The 18,810-nt window shown below is 65.6% G+C and carries 15 protein-coding genes; 10 read left to right on the top strand and 5 right to left on the bottom strand.

The genetic code is table 11. The annotated features are described in order from the left end of the window. Nucleotides 1–573 precede the first annotated feature (573 nt). Nucleotides 574–1,992: an ATP-binding protein gene (locus C41B8_RS14550; RefSeq protein WP_051883582.1), complete on the top strand. Its 1,419-nt coding sequence runs from the start codon at nucleotides 574–576 to the stop codon at nucleotides 1,990–1,992. Beyond that, nucleotides 1,982–2,668, top strand: a complete 687-nt coding sequence (locus C41B8_RS14545; protein ID WP_037339715.1) for a response regulator — start codon at nucleotides 1,982–1,984, stop codon at nucleotides 2,666–2,668. The genes C41B8_RS14550 and C41B8_RS14545 overlap by 11 nt, the downstream gene beginning before the upstream one ends. A gap of 43 nt (nucleotides 2,669–2,711) precedes the next feature. Here the strand turns inward: C41B8_RS14545 and C41B8_RS14540 are convergent, their stop codons facing one another. The 3 genes from C41B8_RS14540 to C41B8_RS14530 are packed head-to-tail and all read right to left on the bottom strand — an operon-like array spanning nucleotide 2,712 to nucleotide 8,502. Beyond that, a complete protein-coding gene (locus C41B8_RS14540) occupies nucleotides 2,712–4,202 on the bottom strand; it encodes an efflux transporter outer membrane subunit (protein WP_051883581.1) in 1,491 nt (496 codons plus the stop codon). Beyond that, a complete protein-coding gene (locus tag C41B8_RS14535) occupies nucleotides 4,199–7,300 on the bottom strand; it encodes an efflux RND transporter permease subunit (protein ID WP_037339712.1) in 3,102 nt (1,033 codons plus the stop codon). Before C41B8_RS14535 ends, C41B8_RS14540 begins: the two co-directional genes overlap by 4 nt. Next, nucleotides 7,300–8,502, bottom strand: coding sequence for an efflux RND transporter periplasmic adaptor subunit (locus C41B8_RS14530; protein WP_084189034.1), 1,203 nt, complete (start codon nucleotides 8,500–8,502; stop codon nucleotides 7,300–7,302). The genes C41B8_RS14535 and C41B8_RS14530 overlap by 1 nt, the downstream gene beginning before the upstream one ends. A gap of 393 nt (nucleotides 8,503–8,895) precedes the next feature. Here C41B8_RS14530 and ubiE point away from each other — a divergent pair, with 393 nt between their 5' ends. From ubiE to ubiB, 3 genes are read left to right on the top strand one after another with little or no spacing between them, the layout of a single operon-like run. After that, a complete protein-coding gene (gene ubiE, locus C41B8_RS14525) occupies nucleotides 8,896–9,669 on the top strand; it encodes a bifunctional demethylmenaquinone methyltransferase/2-methoxy-6-polyprenyl-1,4-benzoquinol methylase UbiE (protein ID WP_051883580.1) in 774 nt (257 codons plus the stop codon). Beyond that, nucleotides 9,666–10,292 (top strand): ubiquinone biosynthesis accessory factor UbiJ, encoded by a 627-nt coding sequence (locus C41B8_RS14520; RefSeq protein WP_037339710.1) that lies wholly within the window; start codon nucleotides 9,666–9,668, stop codon nucleotides 10,290–10,292. Before ubiE ends, C41B8_RS14520 begins: the two co-directional genes overlap by 4 nt. After that, entirely contained in the window at nucleotides 10,292–11,932 is a 1,641-nt protein-coding gene (gene ubiB / locus C41B8_RS14515) for a ubiquinone biosynthesis regulatory protein kinase UbiB (protein WP_037339707.1), read from the top strand. Before C41B8_RS14520 ends, ubiB begins: the two co-directional genes overlap by 1 nt. 206 nt (nucleotides 11,933–12,138) lie before the next feature. Here ubiB and C41B8_RS14510 read toward each other — a convergent pair whose 3' ends face one another. Together C41B8_RS14510 and C41B8_RS19760 are read right to left on the bottom strand one after the other, a co-directional pair. Beyond that, on the bottom strand, nucleotides 12,139–13,782 hold the full coding sequence (locus C41B8_RS14510) for a S41 family peptidase (RefSeq protein WP_084189032.1): 1,644 nt from the start codon (nucleotides 13,780–13,782) through the stop codon (nucleotides 12,139–12,141). A gap of 141 nt (nucleotides 13,783–13,923) precedes the next feature. Next, nucleotides 13,924–15,084, bottom strand: a complete 1,161-nt coding sequence (locus tag C41B8_RS19760; protein ID WP_051883579.1) for a murein hydrolase activator EnvC family protein — start codon at nucleotides 15,082–15,084, stop codon at nucleotides 13,924–13,926. 157 nt (nucleotides 15,085–15,241) lie between these two features. On the opposite strand from C41B8_RS19760, the gene C41B8_RS14500 reads away from it, so the two are divergent. The 5 genes from C41B8_RS14500 to C41B8_RS14480 all read left to right on the top strand — a co-directional run bounded on the left by C41B8_RS14500 (nucleotide 15,242) and on the right by C41B8_RS14480 (nucleotide 18,806). Beyond that, nucleotides 15,242–15,667 (top strand): rhodanese-like domain-containing protein, encoded by a 426-nt coding sequence (locus C41B8_RS14500; protein WP_037339704.1) that lies wholly within the window; start codon nucleotides 15,242–15,244, stop codon nucleotides 15,665–15,667. A 30-nt stretch (nucleotides 15,668–15,697) separates the two neighbouring features. Beyond that, complete coding sequence (gene secB, locus C41B8_RS14495) at nucleotides 15,698–16,192, top strand: protein-export chaperone SecB (protein ID WP_037339702.1); 495 nt, start codon at nucleotides 15,698–15,700, stop codon at nucleotides 16,190–16,192. Between the two features lie 18 nt (nucleotides 16,193–16,210). Continuing rightward, complete coding sequence (locus tag C41B8_RS14490; protein WP_084189030.1) at nucleotides 16,211–17,224, top strand: NAD(P)H-dependent glycerol-3-phosphate dehydrogenase; 1,014 nt, start codon at nucleotides 16,211–16,213, stop codon at nucleotides 17,222–17,224. A gap of 303 nt (nucleotides 17,225–17,527) precedes the next feature. Next, nucleotides 17,528–18,148, top strand: a complete 621-nt coding sequence (locus C41B8_RS14485; protein WP_051883578.1) for a CDP-alcohol phosphatidyltransferase family protein — start codon at nucleotides 17,528–17,530, stop codon at nucleotides 18,146–18,148. Nucleotide 18,149: 1 nt separating this feature from the next. Continuing rightward, entirely contained in the window at nucleotides 18,150–18,806 is a 657-nt protein-coding gene (locus C41B8_RS14480) for an HAD family hydrolase (RefSeq protein WP_198025220.1), read from the top strand. The last annotated feature ends 4 nt before the right edge of the window (nucleotides 18,807–18,810 follow it).

The raw sequence follows: 18,810 nt of genomic DNA, 5'->3' as shown, positions 1-18,810 counted from the left end.
GCTGCGAATGGACAAAGTCGGATGCCTACGCCTTGGGGAAACGCGGCATTGAGGGGCTGTCCGGCAGCAGATCGCGATGGGGGTACCACGATAGTCTGAAGATCGCGACCGTACCGCGGGTCTTGTTTGACCACGCGTCGGCAAACTGGGGCGATCGGATTGTTCGTTTGGGTAGATCCGACCGTTGGGATTGAAAAAAAGAACGTGTCGTTGCGTTATGTGACGGCTGGCTGATGTGTCTTCTGCTCGGGGACCCCCGATCGATATGGATCGGTTGTGGCCCAAGCTCGTCGATTCATGCCTCCCGACCCCACCAGGTCCTCCCGACCAGGGGTTGGCCAGTCGCCGGGGGGCGCATGGCAGCCCCGAAAGCTTTTCCTACCCCAGTGCGGCGGTCGCAGCTCCATGGCGGTGCGGGCATCGAGTGGCTCGATTCGATGGCTCAATTCTGCGAGTCCAATGTGCAGAGAATATGCAGAAATCGTGGAGTTTTAGCGCTGGTGCTTGTGTCAGGCCGGGCGGGTCGCTCTAATGCGACGCTGGAGTTCGCTGCGATCGATCTGCCATCTTCCCGTGATACGTATCAATCTAGGGGCCAAGCTGTTCACCGCCATTTTTGCGACCAGCGTGGCCAGTGTGATCGCGATGGGGGCGATTGCGAGTTACAACCTGAGCACCGGCTTCGTGGGTTATCTGAATCAGCAGGCGCTGGCTCGGACCAAGGCGCTTGAAAAGCCGCTGATCCGGGCCTACGAGAGCGATGGCGGGAGCTGGCGTTTCATGCGGAATGATCCGCGGCGCTGGTTCGACATCCTGCGTACGTCGACGTTCGATCCGAGTCGGCACGCGCCGCCAGCGGCCGATCTGCTGGGCGCCAACTTGCGCATTGGCCTGTTCGATGCGTCCGGAAGGCACGTGATAGGCGCGCCTCGGGATCCAGAGCAGGGCGAGCCGCGCTGGCTTGCGTTAAAGCGGGCCAACGGCCAACTCATCGGCTGGCTTATGCTCACGCCCATCCAGAAAGCGACCTCTCAGGCCGATGTCCAGTTCCAACGCCGTCAGTCCACGGCGATCTGGTTGTTCGCCGGTATCGCGCTCATGCTGTCTGCATTGCTGGCCTGGCTACTGGCTCGTACATTGCTGACGCCGATCCGCCGTATCGCGGATGCGACACACCGTCTCGCCGCGGGCTATTACGACGCCCGCGTAACGCTCGGGCGCGGCGACGAAATCGGTCGTCTCGCCCTGGATTTCAACCATCTGGCAGACACGCTGGCACGCAATGAGGCCATGCGGCGCCGGATGATGGCGGACATTTCGCACGAGCTGCGCACGCCGTTGTCGGTGCTGCGCGGTGAGCTGGAAGCGCTGGAGGACGGCGTGCGGCCGTTCACGCCCGAGGCTACGCGCTCGCTGACCAGTGAGATCGGGCTGCTCTCGCAGCTGGTCGACGATCTCTATGAGCTGTCGTTGTCGGATGCCGGTGCGTTGGCGTATCGGAAGACCGAGATCGACGTGACCGCGCTCCTCGGCGATCTGGAAGAGAGCCATCGCGGGCGCTTCGCCCAGGCCGATCTGTGCATCCACTGGGAGCTGCCCGAAACGCCGGTCTGGCTGCTGGCGGACGAGGATCGGCTGATCCAGTTGTTCCAGAATCTTCTGGAGAACAGCCTGCGTTATACCAACGCGGGGGGCGAAGTCCGCGTGCGCATGCAAACGGCCGACGGGTCGATCGAAGTGTGGCTGGAAGACAGCGCGCCGGGCGTCGATGCTGGCGAGCGCGAGCGTATGTTCGAGCGGTTCTATCGCGCGGATGTGTCCCGGAGCCGGGCGTCCGGCGGGTCGGGCCTCGGTCTGGCAATCTGTCGCAATATCGTCGAGGCGCATGGCGGAACGATCGTTGCCCGGGCCAGCGAACTCGGCGGCGTCGGTGTTTGCGTCACGCTGCCTTTGGGCGCACCCCGAGCGAGTCGAGGCGCCTATGCCGGATAAGTCGTTGACCCCGGTGTTGGTGGTCGAGGATGAGCCCAAGCTCGCGGCGCTGCTGGCGGATTATCTCGTGGCGGCGGGTTATGCGCCGCACTGTGTCGACAACGGAGAAAAGGTGATGGGGGCGGCACGATGCCTGCAGCCGGCGCTAATTCTGCTCGATGTCATGCTGCCGGGTATGGACGGGTTTGCGGTCTGTCGCCGGCTGCGTGAAAACAGCGATGTGCCGATCATCATGCTCACGGCGCGAGTCGAGGAGATCGATCGGTTGCTCGGGCTCGAACTGGGCGCCGACGACTATATCTGCAAACCATTTTCGCCACGCGAAGTAGTCGCTCGCGTTAACGCCGTGCTGCGTCGCGCCGCCGGTACCGCGGCCGATCGATCGGCGCCGCCGCCCATCGAAATCGATGCCGAACGCTTTGTGGCCCGGGCGCATGGCGTGGCGCTCGACCTGACACCGGTCGAATTCCGCCTATTGAAAACGCTGGCCTCGGGCCAGGGGCGCGTGTTCTCGCGCGAGCAACTGCTCGATCGCGCCTACGCGGATCACCGCGTGGTCACCGATCGCACCGTCGACAGCCACATCAAGAATCTGCGCCGCAAGCTGGAGGCGGCCCTGCCGGATGAGCGCCCGATCCGCTCGGTCTACGGCGTTGGGTACAAGCTGGATATCTAGATACGGTGTCTCGGGCCGGTGGGCGCGAACCGTGTGGCGCGGGTTAGCGGTGCGGTAACGTATCATCGGGCCGGTTCGGCGCCGAAGAGTCGCTGGTCGCGAATCCGCCGCCCCCGAGCACCTTGTACAGCGTAACCAGATTGGTCTGGCGCGCCAGTCGCTTGCCGACCTCGTTTTGGCGCGCGGTATAGAGGGCGCGCTGCTCGGTGAGCGTGTCCAGGAAGCTGTCGGTGCCGGCCTGGTAGCGCGCCAGCGACAGACGATAGGCCCGCGCGTTGGCGGCCACCAGCGCCTGCTGGGCCTCGACCTGACGATCGATGGTCGCGCGCGTCGCCAGCGCGTCGGCGACCTCGCGGAACGCGGTCTGGATGGTTTGCTCGTAGTCGGCCAGATCGATATTGCGTTGGACGTGGGCCAGATCGAGCTGGGCCCGCCGCGAGCCGCCGTCGAAGATGGGCTGGTCGATCCGCGGCGTAAAGCTCCAGGACCGATTGCGATCGGCAAACAGGCCCGACAACCCTGCCGTGGCCCAGCCGGTGGCGGCGGTCAGGCTGAGGGTGGGGAAGAACGCCGCACGGGCCGCGCCGATCGATGCCGTGTCGCCGCGTAGCGTGTATTCGGCCGAAATCACGTCCGGCCGGTTGGTGAGTACCGACGACGGAATACCGGCTGGCAGATCGGCGATCACCGGATGCGCCGGAATCTTTGCGCCCGGCAGGTCGGTCGCCGGTGCGGTGCCACCTGCGACCAGGTTGAGCGCGTTGCGATCCTGGGCGATGGCCGCGGTATAGCTCGCCACGTCCACCCGCGCCGACTCGACCGCCGACTGCGCATTCGCCACGTCCGAGCCCGAGGCGACGCCGTAATCGTGGCGTGCCTTGACCAGCTTCAGATTCTGACGCTGATTGACCAGTGTTTCGCGCGCGATGCTCAGCCGTTCCTTATCGGCCGCGAGCGTGAGCCAGTCGCTGGCGACCTGGCCGATCAGACTGATCTGGGTCGAGCGTCGGGCCGCGGCCGAGGACAGCAGCGCGTCGAAGGCGGCCTGTTTTTGATTGCGCAGCCGGCCAAAGAAATCGATTTCGTAGCTGGCGAAGCCCAGCTCCGCCGACAGACTCTTGGAGACCGAACTGCCGGTCACGACGTTGCCGCTGGCGGTATCGTTGCCGCCTGCCGTGCGCCCGGATTTCGAGAATGTGGCGCTGGCCGAGGCATTCACGGTCGGAAACAGGGCCGAGCCGCTATCGCGGTATTGCGCCCGCGCGGCTTCGATATTGAGTGCCGCGATGCGCAGATTGCGATTGTTGGCCAGCGCCATGGCTACCGTGCGCCGCAGGCGATCGTCGAGAAAGAAATCGCGCCAGCCGAGATTGGAGACATCCGACGCGGCCACCGGCTTGGGCGCCGGATGCGTGCCCACGCTCGGCCAGAGCGTGGGCGTGACCGGCGTGGGGCGCGGGTAGTCCGGCGCGAGGTTCACGCAGCCCGCCAGTCCCGCGACGGCGCCGATGGCGAAGATGCGATGCCAGTTCATCGGGCCACCCGGCCGTCGGCGGTGAGCCGGCGCCAGCCGGCCCGGGAGAGCACGAAGAACACCGGCACGAAGAAGATCGCCAGCGCCGTGGCCGCCACCATGCCGCCGAACACGCCGGTGCCCACCGAATTGCGAGCGCCGGCCCCGGCCCCGGTCGAGATCATCAACGGAAACACGCCCATGCCGAAGGCCAGCGAGGTCATCAGGATCGGCCGCAGACGCAGGCGAACCGCATGCAGGGCGGCATCCATCAGCGATTCGCCGGCGCGCTCAAGCTGGTGGGCATATTCCACGATCAGGATGGCGTTCTTGGCCGACAGCCCGATCGTCGTCAGCAGGCCGACCTGGAAATAGACGTCGATCGGCATGCCGCGCATCAGAATTGCCAGCAACGCGCCGAGCACGCCGAGCGGCACCACCAGCATCACCGCGATCGGAATCGACCAGCTCTCGTAGAGCGCGGCCAGGCACAGAAAGACGAACCCGATCGACACGGCATACAGCAACGGCGCCTGGCTGCCGGCCTGTTGCTGCTGGAACGAGATGCCGGACCATTCATAACCGATGCCCTCGGGCAGCTGGGCGACCAGTTTTTTCACTTCGGCCATGGCGTCCGACGAGCTGACGCCGGGCGCCGGTTGCCCTGAAATTTGATAGGCAGCCACGCCGTTATAGCGCTCCAGTTCAGGCAGGCCGGTGGTCCAATGCGCGGTAGAAAATGCGGAAAAGGGCACCATGTCGCCGTCCGTGTTGCGGACATACCAGTCGTTCACGTCCGCTGGCTGCATGCGATAGGGCGTATCGCCCTCCATATACACGCGTTTGACCCGGCCGTGGTAGATGAAATCGTCGACATACGAGCCGCCGAACGCAGCCGACAGCGTGCTGTTGATATCGGCGATCGCCAGGCCGTGGGCGCGTGCCTCGGCATCGTCGATATCGATTGCGAACTGGGCGTTCGGGTTGGTGGTATCGGCGCGCATTTGGGCCAGTTTGTCGTCGGCCCGGGCGAGCTTGAGGAATTGCTCGCGCGCGGCGGTGAGCGCGTCGCGCCCGACGCCGCCCACGTCTTCGAGCTCCAGTTCGAAGCCGGACGAATCGCCCAGATTGCGCAATGCGGGCGGCGAGAGTACGTAGATCCGGGCATCGCGGATCTTCGACAGCGCTGCCGTGGCGCGCGCGGCGATGGCTTCCGACGATGGATTGACGCCAGTGCGTTTGCGCCAGTCGACCAGATGAACGAATGCCCGGCCGGTGTTCTGGCCGTCGCTGCTGGCGATGGCGAAGATCGATTTCACGTTCGGCCGCGACTTGAAATAGTCGGTCACGCGATCGATGGCGTCGACCGTGCGATTGGCGGTCGCGCCCGGTGGCAGCTGAATCGAAACCATCAGCACGCCTTGGTCCTCGTTCGGCAGGAAGGCGCTGGGCAGATGAGTGAACAGCCACGCGACCGCCAGCACGATGCCCGCGAACACCAGCATGACCAGCGCCCGCGCATGGATCAGCCGGCGGGCTATACGTTGCGAGCCGGACGCCGCGGCCGAGACCCCACGGTTGAAGGCGGTAAACACGCGCCCCGGCGGGCGGCGTTTCTCGATCGGCTTGAGCAGGCTGGCGCACAGTGCCGGGGTGAGGATGAGCGCCACGCCCACCGACAGCACCATGGCCGAGGCGATGGTCACCGCGAACTGGCGATAGATCACGCCGGTCGAGCCGGGGAAGAAGGCCATCGGCACGAACACGGCCGACAGCACCAGCGCAATGCCGATCAGGGCGCCCTGAATCTCGCCCATCGAGGCGATCGTCGCGTCGCGCGGCGACAGGCCGCGCTCGGCCATCACGCGTTCGACGTTTTCCACCACGACAATCGCATCGTCGACTAACAGGCCGATGGCGAGCACGAGCGCGAACATGGTCAGCGTGTTGATCGAATAACCGAAGATCGCCAGTACGCCGAAGGTCCCCAGCAGCACGACGGGCACTGCGAGCGCCGGCACCAGCGTGGCGCGCAGGCTTTGCAGAAACAGAAACATGATGGCGACGACCAGAAGCACGGCCTCGAACAGCGTCTTGACCACTTCCTCGATCGAGGCACGCACGAAAGGCGTGGTGTCGAACGCGACATGCGCCTCCAGCCCCGGCGGGAAGAACTGCGACAGCTCCTCGAGCCGTTTCTCGACGTTCTGCGCGGTTTGCATGGCGTTGGCGCCGGCTGCCAGTTCCAGGCCAAGGCCCGCGGCATGCCGCCCGTTGAAGCGGGCGATTTCGGAATATTCGTCGGAACCGATTTCCACCCGCGCGACGTCCGACAGACGCACCACCGAGCCGTCCGGATTGGATTTGACGATGATGTGCTTGAACTGATCAACCGATGTCAGCCGGCTGCGCGCGGTGATGGTCGCCGTGAACTGCTGGCCCTTCGACTGCGGCAGGCCGCCGAGCTGGCCGGCCGAGACATTCGCATTCTGGCTTTCGAGCGCGGCGCGGATGTCGCTCGGCATCAGGTGGTACTGATTGAGCTTGTGCGGATCGAGCCAGATACGCAGCGCATACTCGGCGCCGAAGTTGCGCGCCTGGCTGATGCCGGAAACGCGCGACAGCGGATCGGTGAGCGTGCTGGCGATATAGTCGCCGATGTCGGCTTCGTCCATCGAGCCGTCGGTCGACGACAGGGCGAATACGAGAAAATAGTTGCCGCCGGACTGGTAGGTCCGCACGCCCTGTTGCTGCACCGAGGCCGGCAGGCGGGGGATCGCCCGCTGCAATTCGTTTTGCACCTGAACCTGGGCGATGTCCGGATTGGTGCCGGAAGCGAACGTGAGCCGCACCCGGGATTCGCCGGATGAATCCGAACTCGACTCGATATAGAGCAGGTTGTCGAGGCCGGTCATCGACTGCTCGATGATCTGGGTCACCGAATTCTGCGTGGTTTCGGCGTTGGCGCCGGTATAGGTCGCCGCCACCGAGATCGTCGGCGGGGCGATCTCCGGGTACTGCTCCAGTGGCAGCGTGAAGATCGCGAGCGCACCCGCGAGGCTGACGATGATCGCCAGCACCGTCGCGAAGATCGGCCGGTCGATGAAAAAACGCGACACTAGGCGGCCGGGCTCTGGACGTGTGCGGAGTCGCCGGCGGGGGTGAGATCATGCACATGGCCGTCGGCATCGATGGTCACGGGTACGGCCTTGACCTTGTCGCCGACGTTGACCTTGTCCGTGCCCTGCACGAGCACGCGGTCGCCCGTTGCCAGTCCGGCGGTCACGCGCCAGCGGTTGTCATCGGTGGCCGAGGCGATCTTGAGCTTGTGGCGGGCGACCTTGCCGTCGGCGCCCACGACCAGCGCCGTGGGCCGGCCGGCCGCGTCGCGCTGTACGCCCTGTTGCGGTACCAGAATGGATTTCACGTCGATGCCCTGGGTGAGCGTGGCGCGAACGTACATGCCCGGCAGCAGCGTGTGATCGGGATTGGGCACGATCGCGCGTAGCATGACCGCACCCGTGTCGGGGGCGACTTCCGCGCCCGAGAATTCCAGCTTGCCCTTCAATGTCGTATCGCTGCCCTCGGGCGAAACGGTGACCGGTGCGGCGTTGTTCTTGTCGGTTTCCAGTGCGCCGGTGGCGACGGCGTGTTTGAGGGTGAGGTACTGGCTCACCGATTGCTGGATATCGATATAGATCGGATCGAGCTGATTGATCGTGGTCAGGGCATTGGTCTGGTTGGCGGTCACCAGCGCTCCGGGGGTCACGGCCGACGCCCCGATGCGCCCCGAAATGGGCGCCTTGATGCGGGTGTAGCCGAGATTGATTCGGGCGGTCTGCAGATTGGCCCTGGCGTTGGCGACATCCGCACGGTCCTGGGCGAGTTGGGCGACGGCGTTGTCGCGATCCTGCTTGCTGATGGCATCAATCGCGGCCAGATGCTGATAGCGACGGGCCAGCGGCGCGGCCGATTTCACGGCGGCCTGCGCCTGTTGCAGCTGGGCCTTCGCCTGGGACACGGCGGCTTCGTAGCGGGCCGGGTCGATCTGGTAGAGCACGTCGCCGGCGGCGACGTCGGCGCCCTCGGTGAACAGCCGCTTCTGGATGATGCCGTCGACCTGGGGGCGCACGTCCGAGCTCATGTAGGCACGGGTACGTCCGGGCAGCGTTTCGGTCACGGTGTAGGGCTGCGGCATGACCTTGTACACGCCGACTGTCGTGAGCGTCTTCGGTGCGGCCGACTGCGGCTGCGAGCACGCCGTCAGCAACAGCACGATAACGGCCGCAGCGGGCAGGCCGAGCCGGTGAACAAGCGACATGACGTAGACGAACCCCCTTCGAATCGACGCCGGTAAGGCGTCGCGCGGCGCATGCATTTTTCGCGCCAGAGCCACGCCCGGGATCCGCCCGGCCGCATGGCCCAGTTCGCGAGTCTAACTGAGTCGTTATGGGCCGTGGCGGCCATGTGTGGCGCCCGAAGTCCCGGGCATCGAGTTGCGGGCCGACAGCCGGTTGCGCCGGGAACTCAGCCGGGCTGTGGCGAGCCCGGGCAGGCGACTCGTGTCCGGTCGATGTATTCATCCGCTGGTATCAACGGCGTGACGCGCTGCGGTAAGAGACCCCGACCCCGCCGAAAACGAGCGGTGGTTTGCTTGGCCGCCGCGCCTGCCAGTGCGGTAAGCTTGCCGCCAAGTTCAACAATCCATTCGGTCATGGTCGATTCCCGCCAGCCGTCATCGGACGATTCCGATACCATCGATTTCGGCTACGAACGCGTGCCGCGCGGGGCCAAGGCCCAGCGCGTCGGTGCCGTGTTCGATTCGGTGGCCGATAACTACGACATCATGAACGATCTCATGTCGATGGGCGTCCATCGGGCATGGAAGCGTTTCACGATTAGCCTGGCGGCCGTGCGACCGGGCGAGCGCGTGCTCGATCTGGCCAGCGGTACGGGCGATCTGGCGGCGGGCTTTGCCAAGAAGGTCGGGGCGTCGGGCCGCGTGCTGATGTCCGACATCAACCACGCCATGCTCTCCAACGGGCGCGATCGGATGATCGAGCGCGGGCTGGTGTCCAACGTCGATTATTGTCTGGCCAACGCCGAGAAGCTGCCGTTTGCCGACGACTCGTTCGATTGCGTGACCATCGGCTTCGGTCTGCGCAACGTCACCGACAAGCAGAGCGCGCTCAACGAGATGGCGCGCGTGACCAAGCCCGGCGGGCGCACCATTGTGCTCGAATTCTCCAAGCCGGCGGTGCCGGGGCTGGGGCGCGTTTACGACGTCTATTCGTTTTCCGTGCTGCCGTGGCTGGGCAAGAACGTGGCCCGTGACGAGGCGGCCTATCGTTATCTGGCCGAGTCGATCCGCATGCATCCCGATCAGGAGACGCTGAAGTCGATGATGAGCGATGCCGGCTTCATCCGTTGCGGCTATCACAATCTCACCGGCGGCATCGTTGCCGTGCATCGCGGCTACGCGCCATGAGCCCGGCGGGAGATTTTCGCGGCCTGCCCGGTCCGGCGCGGGCCGCCGCCGAGATGGCGCTCAATCGCTATATCGGCGCCGATGCGACCGCGCTCGAACGCGCCGCCGCACTCGCCGGCCGGTCGCTGACCGTCTGTTTCTCCGATCTCGGCCTGGCGGTCACTTTCATCGGCGAGCGCCACGGGTTGCAGGTTGCCGGTTCGCCCGACGGCGACCCGGACGTGCGTCTGACGGGGCGCTCCACCGTGTTCGCGCGCGTGTTCTTCTCCGGCGGGCGCGAAGGGCTCACCGGCGGTGGCCTGCGCATCGAGGGCGATATCGGCATCGCGCAACAGTTCGCCGATCTGTTCTCGGGTGTGGATTTCAATCTTGGCGATCTGCTGGATCAGCGCTTCGGCCCGGTGGTCGGGCATTTCCTCGAGCAGGGCGCGAAGAGCGCTGCCGGGCTGTTCTCGCGCCTGCGGCGTGAGCTGCCGGCCCAGACCGCCGAATATCTGCGCGAGGAAACCCGCGACGTGGTCGGCGCCTGGGAGCACGAGAAGCTGGCCGCCGAGGTCCAGGCATTCCGTGACGAAGTCGAGCGTACCGCCGCCCGCATCAAACGACTGGAGCGGCGACGCTGATGTTCGGACGTTCGAGGCGTGTGCTGGAAATCCTGCGCACGATGCGCCGCTACGGTTTGGGTGAGCTGTTCGGCGACAACGCGCCGACCTGGCTGGTCGGCAAGCCGAAGCAATTCGATGAGCCCGTCGAGGTGCGTCTGCGCCTGGCGCTGGAATCGCTCGGGCCGGTATTTATCAAGTTCGGCCAGACGCTGTCCACGCGCCGCGATTTATTGCCGGACGGCATGGCCGAGGAACTGTCCAAGCTGCAGGACGACGTGCCGCCATTCGAAGGCGCCGAGGCGCGTTCGTTGATCGAGGCCGCCTACGGCCACGAGCTGGAGCGTTTCTTCGCCGAGTTCGAGGAGCAGCCGATGGCCGCGGCCTCGATCGCCCAGGTGCATGCCGCGCGGCTACACCCGGCCGAGGGCGAAGCCCACGGCGCGTCCGTTGTGGTCAAGGTGCTGCGTCCGGACGTGCACGAGCGCGTCGCGCGCGATATCTCGGTGCTGTATACGCTGGCGCGGATGGCGGCACGCTTCCATCCGGAAGCTGAGCGTCTGCGTCCGGTGGAGATCGTGGCCGAATACGACCGCATCATCCACGACGAACTCAACCTGATGCGCGAGGGCGCCAACGCCAGCCAGCTCGGGCGCAACTGGTACGGCTCGGATCTCATCGTGCATCCGACCATCTACTTCGACTACAGCACCGAGTCGGTGCTGGTCATGGAGCGCATGGAAGGCGTGCCGATCGACGACGTCGACACGCTCAAAGCGGCCGGCGTGGACTTCAAGGTGCTGGCCGAGCGCGGCGTGGAGATCTTCTTCAAACAGGTCTTTCGCGACAATTTCTTCCATGCCGACATGCACCCCGGCAACATCTTCGTACAGACCGACAACCCCGAGCGCCCGCGCTACGTCGGTCTGGATTTCGGCATCGTCGGCACGCTGACGGCCGAAGATCAGCGCTATCTGGCCGAGAATTTCCTCGCGTTCTTCAACCAGGACTATCGGCGCATTGCCGAGCTGCACGTCGAATCCGGCTGGATGCCGGCCGATACCAGCATCGAGGATTTCGAGGGCGCCATCCGGACGGTGTCCGAGCCGATCATGAACAAGCCGCTGGCCGAGATTTCCTTCGGTCTGTTCCTGGTGCGCCTGTTCAAGATCGCCCGGCGTTATCGCTATCAGGTCCAGCCGCAGCTGGTGCTGCTACAAAAGACCGTGCTCAACGTCGAAGGGCTGGGGCGCGATCTCTATCCGCAGCTCGATCTGTGGGCGACTGCCAAGCCGATTCTCGAGGACTGGATGCGCCGTCGGGCCGATCCGCGCATCGCCGCCGAGCGCATCCGCCAGCAGCTGCCGCAGCTAATCGACGGCCTGCCGGATCTGGTGAGCACTGTCGCCCGTCGGGCCCGGGCCGGCGAAGCGCCGGGCGCGCATCAGCTCGAAGCCGCCCTGACCGAGATTACCTACGAACTGCGCTCGGCACGGCGTGCCATGCGCTGGACGCTCGTCGGTACCGGGCTGGTCGTGGTGTCCGCGGCCGAGCTGGCCTATCCGCCGCTGCCGGTCTGGATGGCGATCATCACCGGGCTGGCCGGCGTCGCGAGCTGGGCCAAGGCCTGGCGCGGTACGCCGCGCCCGGCGCCGAAATAATCACCCGCGTCAGGCGCCTGCCCCGAGTGGGACCTGGCGCTTGGTGGGGAAGCCGTCACGTCGACCTCATCGCCTCATGAGCTGCACCCCGCCACGACGGGTGCGATCGGCCACCTGAGCGCGCGATTCAGGCTGTATCAGCCCCTGTGACGGTGGGTCGCGGTGGTTGTGGGCGGGCGCCGGCCTGGCCCGCCCCCAAGCCTTTACTAAGAACCGCTCGAGCCGTCGCCGTTGCCCTGCGGCTTGGCGCTATCGGATGTCCCGTCGGCGGCCGAGGCCGGCTTCGGCTGGGACGTCTGGCGATGGCTCTGGTTCTCGTGCAGCGTGTTCAGGCCCTTGAGCAGAGTCAGAGCTTCGTAGACGCCGTAGTCCTTCTCGACCAGCGGCTCCTTTTGGGCCTTGCTCTTGGCCTTGGCCCCGGACTCGTCGCCGGACGACGCATTCGAATCGTCGCTCTGGCTCGCCGGTGCGGATGAATCCGGTTTCTTCGATGGTGTACCGGTCTCGGGCTTGGCTTTCGAACCGTGGTCCGCGCCGTTCTGGCTGCCCTCGCTGCCGCTGGTGATGCCGTTGTCCTTGTCGTTGTCGTGGGCTGCCGGGCCGGCTCCGGCTTCGGCCCCGGTGTTCTTGAGCGCGCCGGGCAGGTCGGCCTCGGTATAACCATAGCCGCCGCTGGCCTGGGTCGGCGTGATCTTCACCGGGGCAAGCTTGATGTCCGGGGTAATGCCCTCGGCCTGAATCGAGCGGCCGGACGGGGTGTAGTAGCGCGCGGTGGTGAGCTTGAGCGCCGAGCCGTCGTTGAGCGGCAGCACGGTCTGCACCGAGCCCTTGCCGAAGGTCTGCGTTCCCATGATCACCGCACGATGATCGTCCTGCAGGGCGCCGGAGACGATCTCGGCGGCTGACGCCGTGCCCTGATTGACCAGCACCACGATCGGCGCGCCGTCGAGCTTGTCGCCCGGCGTGGCCATGAACTTGTGGTTGGTATCCGCCGAGCGGCCCTGGATCGAAACGATGGGGCCACTGCTCACGAAGTCGTCGGAGACGTCGACCGCGGCATTGAGCACGCCGCCGGGGTTGTTACGCAGATCGAGCACGAGCCCCTTGAGCGACCCGCCGGCCTGTTTCTTCAGCTTGGCCAGTGCCTTGTTCATGCCCTTGGCCGTGCCTTCGGTGAACTGGCTGATGCGGATATAACCATAGCCGGGCGCCAGCATGCGCGATTTCACGCTCGCGACCTGAATGTCGGCGCGCTTGAGGCTCAGGTGAATCGGCTTGTCGTGGCCGTCGCGCAGAATGGTGAGCGTGATCTTGCTACCCGGCTTGCCGCGCATGGCGTGCACCGCATCGCTCATGGACATGCCTTTCACCGGCTTGTCGTCGATGCGGATAATCATGTCGCCGGGCTGGATGCCGGCGCGCGAGGCCGGGGTATCGTCGATCGGCGAGACGACCTGCAGATAGCCGTTCTCCATCTGCACCTTTACGCCGAGACCGCCGAACTGGCCCGACGTCGACACCGACAACTGCTTGTATTCGGCGGGGTCGAGATAGGCCGAGTGCGGGTCCAGCCCCTCGACCATACCGTGGATGGCGTTATCCAACAGCGTCTTGTCGGACACCTTCTCGACGTACCCCTCCTTGACCTGCTGCATGATCGCCACGAACTTGCGCAGTTCCGACAACGGCAGCTTCTGGCTGGCGGCGCTGGCGTCGTCCGGTTTCTTCAGCTTCTGGACATCGGCCGCGGCGGGCGCGCTGTCGGCAAAGGTGGTCTCTCCGATCGTGGCGACCGTGCCGACGATGACGCCGAGCACGATCAGGGAGGCGCCGCGCAGTTTGGAGTCCATGTCTCGTTTCCAGTGTGGTGTCAGTCGATTTTCGGGGCCGCTGGGCGTCCGGTAAGACGCTCGTGACGCGTGTCGCGGTCACGCCGGTCGATCGACGATCCCACCTGCGCCGCAACGGTCATCGACGATAGCATACGGCCGTCAGCCGGCCAGCCAGCGGCTCGGGTTGACCGGGTCCTGTCCGTGCCGGATCTCGAAGTAGATGCCGTTTTTGTTGTGCCCGCCGCTGTGGCCGGCAGTGGCGATCGGCTGACCGGTGGATACAGCGTCGCCGACATCGACATAGCTCGCGGCGGCATGGCCGTACAACGAATAATAGCCGTGCCCGTGATCGATGATCACGATCAGACCGTAGCCTTTCATATAGCCGACATAGACCACGCGACCGCCGGCCACGGCATGGACCGGCGTGCCCTGGGGTGCGGCGAACCATTCACCCTGCCAGCGCAGCGGGCCGCCGTTCTTGGTCTGGCCGTAGCGTGCGAGCACGTTCTTGGCCGGTACCGGCGGATGCATGCGCCCCTTGAGTTTGTAGAACGGCACGCCGGACGGCACGGGCGGCAGGTTGGACAGCTGGGTCTGCACCGAATTCAGCAGCTTCTTGAGCTGCGCCTCCTGGTCGCGCATGTCCGACAGGCTGGATCGATGCGACGACAGCTGCCGATCGAGTGCGGCGAGCGTGGCCTTCTGTTTCTTCTCGCTCGCTTCCAGCGAATCCAGCGTCTTCGCACGGGCCGCGCGCTGGTCGGCGAGCTGGGCGCGTTCGTTTTCCAGCGATTGCTGCTTGGACGCCAGACGTGAGAGCACGGTCTTGAGATGAGCAACCTGCTTGCTCTGGGCGTCGGAGAAATACTGGTAATAATTGAGCATGCGGCCGATGCGATCGGGCGACGCCCCGGACAACAGCAGCCGCATCCGGCTCATGCGGCCGGTCTCGTAGGCCGAGCGTACCTGGGCGCGCAGGGCTTCGAGTTCGTCCGAGAGATTGTCGCGCTCGGCGTCGCGCTGTTGCTTGAGGCGCGCGATGCGTTTCTTGTGCTCGGCGATATCGTGATCTAGCGAATCGAGCCGCTTGCGGGTCGCGCTGATGCGCGACTGCGCCTTGGCCAGCGCGTCCGACAGATCGCTGCGCTGGTTCGAATCGGAGGCGATCTGCTTGCGCACCTTGGCGATGCGATTGCGCAGCGCCGACAGTTCCGCACGGGCATGCGCCGCGCGCGAGCTGTCGTCGGCGAGGCTGGCCGCCGGGGCGAGAATGGACAACGCAAGCAAGGTTGCGCCGAGCACGTGGGTCAACCGCATCCGGCGATTGTAAGACAAGCGGCGGCGTGCGGGTCAGGGCGCCGCCGACTATGCAATAATCCCCGGCCGGCGCCCGGACCCCGGGCGATCTCAACGGCGCGCGGGGCCGTCGTCCGCGCGGCTCGGGCACGCATCTATCAAGACTCGGCACATCGGTATGAATCAGTTGCTGGAATTCGTCGTCCATCATCCGCTGCTCTGGGGCGCGCTGGGCGTGATCGTGATCGCCTTCATCGCGAACGAGGCCTGGCGGGCATTCTCCGGCGGCGGTCCCATTTCCTCGGCCGAAGCCGTGCGCTTGATGAACAGCGACGATGCCGTCGTGGTCGACACGCGCTCGTCGTCGGAATACAAGAAGAATCACATCCTCAACGCCAAGCACGTGCCCACCGCGGGCATCGACGATCGCGCCAAGGAAATATCGCGCGATACCAACAAACCGATCATCGTCTACTGCGGGGCCGGCAATGCCGCGCCGGCGGCTGCGGCCAAGCTGCGCGCCAAGGGCTATACCCGGGTCTATGCGCTCAAGGGCGGGATCAACAGCTGGCAGGCCGACGGGCTGCCGGTCACCAGTAAATAAGCGGCGCGGTTGCGCCAACCAGGAGGGACCATGGCCGAAGACAACGGCAGTCAGAACGAGCAGCCCGAGGCCCAGCGCCAGGTCGGTCTGCAGAAGATCTACGTCCGCGATGCCTCGATCGAGGTGCCGGACGGCCCGCGGGTGTTCACCGAGGAATACAATCCCGAGGTCAACGTCGATCTGAATACGCAGATCCAGTCGCTGTCCGAGGAAACCCATCAGGTGATCCTGACCGTAACGGTCACGGCCAAGCAGGGCGAGCGCACGGCGTATATCGTCGAAGTGCAGCAGGCCGGCGTGTTCCAGATCGAGGGTTTCGAGGCCGACGACGAGCGTGATCACGTGCTCGGCGCCTATTGCCCGTCGATCCTGTTTCCCTACATCCGCGAGTCGGTGGGCGATATGGTGCAGCGCGCCGGTTTCCCGCACTTCCTGCTGCAGCCGGTGAACTTCGATCTGCTCTATGCCCAGCATCGGGCGAGCGAAGACGGCACACCCAGCGACGCCAGCCAGGCGACGCACTAGTCCGGACGGTCGATCGTCGTGGCCGATAACCGTCCGGCATGCTTGGCCGTGATCGGCGCCGGCTCCTGGGGGACGGCGCTGGCGGTCCATCTCGCGCGGCGCGGCCATGCGGTGCGCCTGTGGGGGCGCGACCCGTCGGCGATCGAGGCCATGGCCGAAAGCCGTACCAACGCCCGTTATCTGCCGGGTGTGGAATTTCCGGCGACGCTCGAGCCGACAGCCGAGCTCGCCGCGGCCGTGGACGGCGCCGACGATATCGTCGTGGTCGTGCCCAGCCATGCGCTGCGCGCCTGTCTGGAAGCGCTGGCGCCATTGTTGGCGCCGCATCAGCGTGTGCTCTGGGCCACCAAGGGGCTCGAGCCGGAAACGGCCTTGCTGCCGCACGAGGTCGCGGCCGAAGTCTTGGGCGCATCGCGTGCTACCGGCGTGTTGTCGGGGCCGAGTTTTGCCGGCGAAGTCGGGCGGGGGCTGCCGACGGCAGTGACCATTGCCTCCGCCGACGCCGAGTTTGCTGCCGACATGGCGCGGGTGTTTCACGACGGCGTGTTTCGGGTCTATACCTCGCAGGATGTCATTGGTGTCGGTGTCGGCGGTGCGGTCAAGAATGTGCTGGCGATCGCCGTGGGCATTTCCGACGGCCTTGGCTACGGCGCCAACGCCCGGGCGCTGCTGATCACGCGTGGGTTATCGGAAATGATGCGACTGGGCGTGACCCTGGGCGGCACGCGCGAAACACTCACGGGCATGGCCGGGCTCGGCGATATGCTGCTCACCTGCAGCGACGATCAATCGCGTAATCGGCGCATGGGGCTGGCCCTGGCCGCCGGCGACGATGTGCCCACGGCCGAGGCCCGCATCGGGCAGGTGGTCGAGGGCGTGCGCGTAGCGCGCGAGGTGCACCGCATGGCACTCGAACGCGGTATCGATATGCCGATTGCCGCGCAGGCCTATCGCGTGCTTCACGAAGGCGACTCGCCCCAGGAGGCCGTGCGCCGACTGACCGACCGGCCGTCGCGATCCGAAGCCGAGTGAGCCGGCCGCGGCGCTCGCGAGCCTCTCAGGGTTTGTACGGCTGGCGCTGATCGCCGTGGGTGCGGCATGGTGCGCGGGCCGATGCGATTCCAGGCGCGCGATTAGGGCGTTCGAATACAACCGCAACGCGCCGCAGCTCATGTAGAATGAAGGTTACGGGTTCGTGAAACCGGGCAAGTTATGTGCGTCGCACGTGTCGGTTGAGCGAAAACGAGGCACCGCCCCCGGAGCGGTCGATGGATCACGCGGCGACCGGGCCGGGTGCAGGATATCGACCGGTCCCGGCAAGATGTAGACGGGGATATGGCGAACTGGGTCACTTTCGGGCGTTTTCTGCTGTTGTTCCTGTTGCTGGGCATCGTCTATTCGGGCGTGCCGACACTGCAGTTGGTCAACGCCCCGCTCACGATACTGATTATCGCGCTCGACGGCGTGGACGGCTGGGTGGCGCGGCGGTTCAACGAGGAAACGCTGTTTGGCGCCACTTTCGATATCGCCATCGATCGCATCGTGGAAACGGTGCTTTGGGTGGTGCTGGCGCATCTGGGCTTCATCGGCGTGTGGGTGCCGTTACTGTTCATCATCCGCGGCAATCTGGTGGATGCGATTCGCAGCAAGGGCGCGGCCAGCGGGACCGCCGCCTTCGACATGATGCAGTCGCCGATCGGCCGTTTTCTGGTGGCGGGGCGTTTCATGCGCGGTTTCTATGCCGTGCTCAAGGCGGTGACCTTTGCCTGGATTCTGCTTTGGCAGCCGTTCCCCGTGTTGGCGCCGGATTTCTGGACGGCCTGGGGCGGCGTGCTGTCTGGGGTCGGCCTGGCTTTGGCCTGGGCTTCGGCCGCGATCTGTGTGGCGCGCGGGCTGCCGGTGATTGTGGAGTTCTGCATGAATGCGCGGCCGTCGGTCGCAGCACAGCGAGGCTGACATGCGACTGGTAATTTTCGATATCGATGGCACGCTTGTGCCGAGTCCATCGTCGGAAGCGCGTTTCGCGCGCTATCTCTGGCAGATTCGTGCGCTCGGCCCGCGTCAATTGCTGGCCTTTGCCTGGTTCACGCTGCGTTATCTGCCGCGCTTCGGCAAGCACGTGATGCAGAAGAACAAGGCCTATCTGTCGGGCCACGATTACGGTTACATCGTCGACACCGCGCGCCGGTTCGTTGCCGACGTCCTGGTGCCGACACTGCATGCGCCTGCCGTAGAGCGGCTCAAGGCCCATCAGGCGGCCGGCGATACCGTGGTGCTGTTGTCGGGTACGCCGCAGTTTCTGGCCGACGCGCTCGGCGAGGCGCTGGGCGTCGAATTCTGTGTCGGCGCGGCCTGTAGTACCGAGAGCGGGCGTTTCACCAGCGCGCCGCCGCGGCGTCATCCCTACGGGCCGACCAAGATCGATGCGGCCGAGACGCTGGCCAGCCAGGCCCGGCTACCGCTGGCCGAGGCCGTGGCCTTCGGCGATTCGATCAATGACGCTTATCTATTTCGTGTGGTCGGCGAAGCCGTGGCGGTGGCGCCCGATCGCAAGCTCTCCGCCGAAGCGGCCGGGGCCGGCTGGGAAGTGCTGGATCGTCACGCCAAGGCGTGAGCGA

Origin of the sequence: Salinisphaera hydrothermalis C41B8, from assembly GCF_000732535.1 — a bacterium.
Classification (GTDB): Bacteria; Pseudomonadota; Gammaproteobacteria; order Nevskiales; family Salinisphaeraceae; genus Salinisphaera; species Salinisphaera hydrothermalis.
The sequence above is the reverse complement of the archived record's forward strand: the minus strand, read 5'-3'. Positions and strand labels throughout refer to the sequence as shown.

What these genes read in the sequence shown, in the direction of transcription:
- ubiE (WP_051883580.1), top strand. Translation starts at nt 8,896, where the DNA reads ATGGTCGATTCCCGCCAGCCGTCATCGGACGATTCCGATACCATCGAT.
- C41B8_RS14480 (WP_198025220.1), top strand. Translation starts at nt 18,150, where the DNA reads ATGCGACTGGTAATTTTCGATATCGATGGCACGCTTGTGCCGAGTCCA.
- C41B8_RS14485 (WP_051883578.1), top strand. Translation starts at nt 17,528, where the DNA reads ATGGCGAACTGGGTCACTTTCGGGCGTTTTCTGCTGTTGTTCCTGTTG.
- C41B8_RS14520 (WP_037339710.1), top strand. Translation starts at nt 9,666, where the DNA reads ATGAGCCCGGCGGGAGATTTTCGCGGCCTGCCCGGTCCGGCGCGGGCC.
- C41B8_RS14510 (WP_084189032.1), bottom strand. Translation starts at nt 13,782, where the DNA reads ATGGACTCCAAACTGCGCGGCGCCTCCCTGATCGTGCTCGGCGTCATC.
- C41B8_RS14540 (WP_051883581.1), bottom strand. Translation starts at nt 4,202, where the DNA reads ATGAACTGGCATCGCATCTTCGCCATCGGCGCCGTCGCGGGACTGGCG.
- secB (WP_037339702.1), top strand. Translation starts at nt 15,698, where the DNA reads ATGGCCGAAGACAACGGCAGTCAGAACGAGCAGCCCGAGGCCCAGCGC.
- C41B8_RS14500 (WP_037339704.1), top strand. Translation starts at nt 15,242, where the DNA reads ATGAATCAGTTGCTGGAATTCGTCGTCCATCATCCGCTGCTCTGGGGC.
- C41B8_RS14530 (WP_084189034.1), bottom strand. Translation starts at nt 8,502, where the DNA reads ATGTCGCTTGTTCACCGGCTCGGCCTGCCCGCTGCGGCCGTTATCGTG.
- C41B8_RS19760 (WP_051883579.1), bottom strand. Translation starts at nt 15,084, where the DNA reads ATGCGGTTGACCCACGTGCTCGGCGCAACCTTGCTTGCGTTGTCCATT.
- ubiB (WP_037339707.1), top strand. Translation starts at nt 10,292, where the DNA reads ATGTTCGGACGTTCGAGGCGTGTGCTGGAAATCCTGCGCACGATGCGC.
- C41B8_RS14545 (WP_037339715.1), top strand. Translation starts at nt 1,982, where the DNA reads ATGCCGGATAAGTCGTTGACCCCGGTGTTGGTGGTCGAGGATGAGCCC.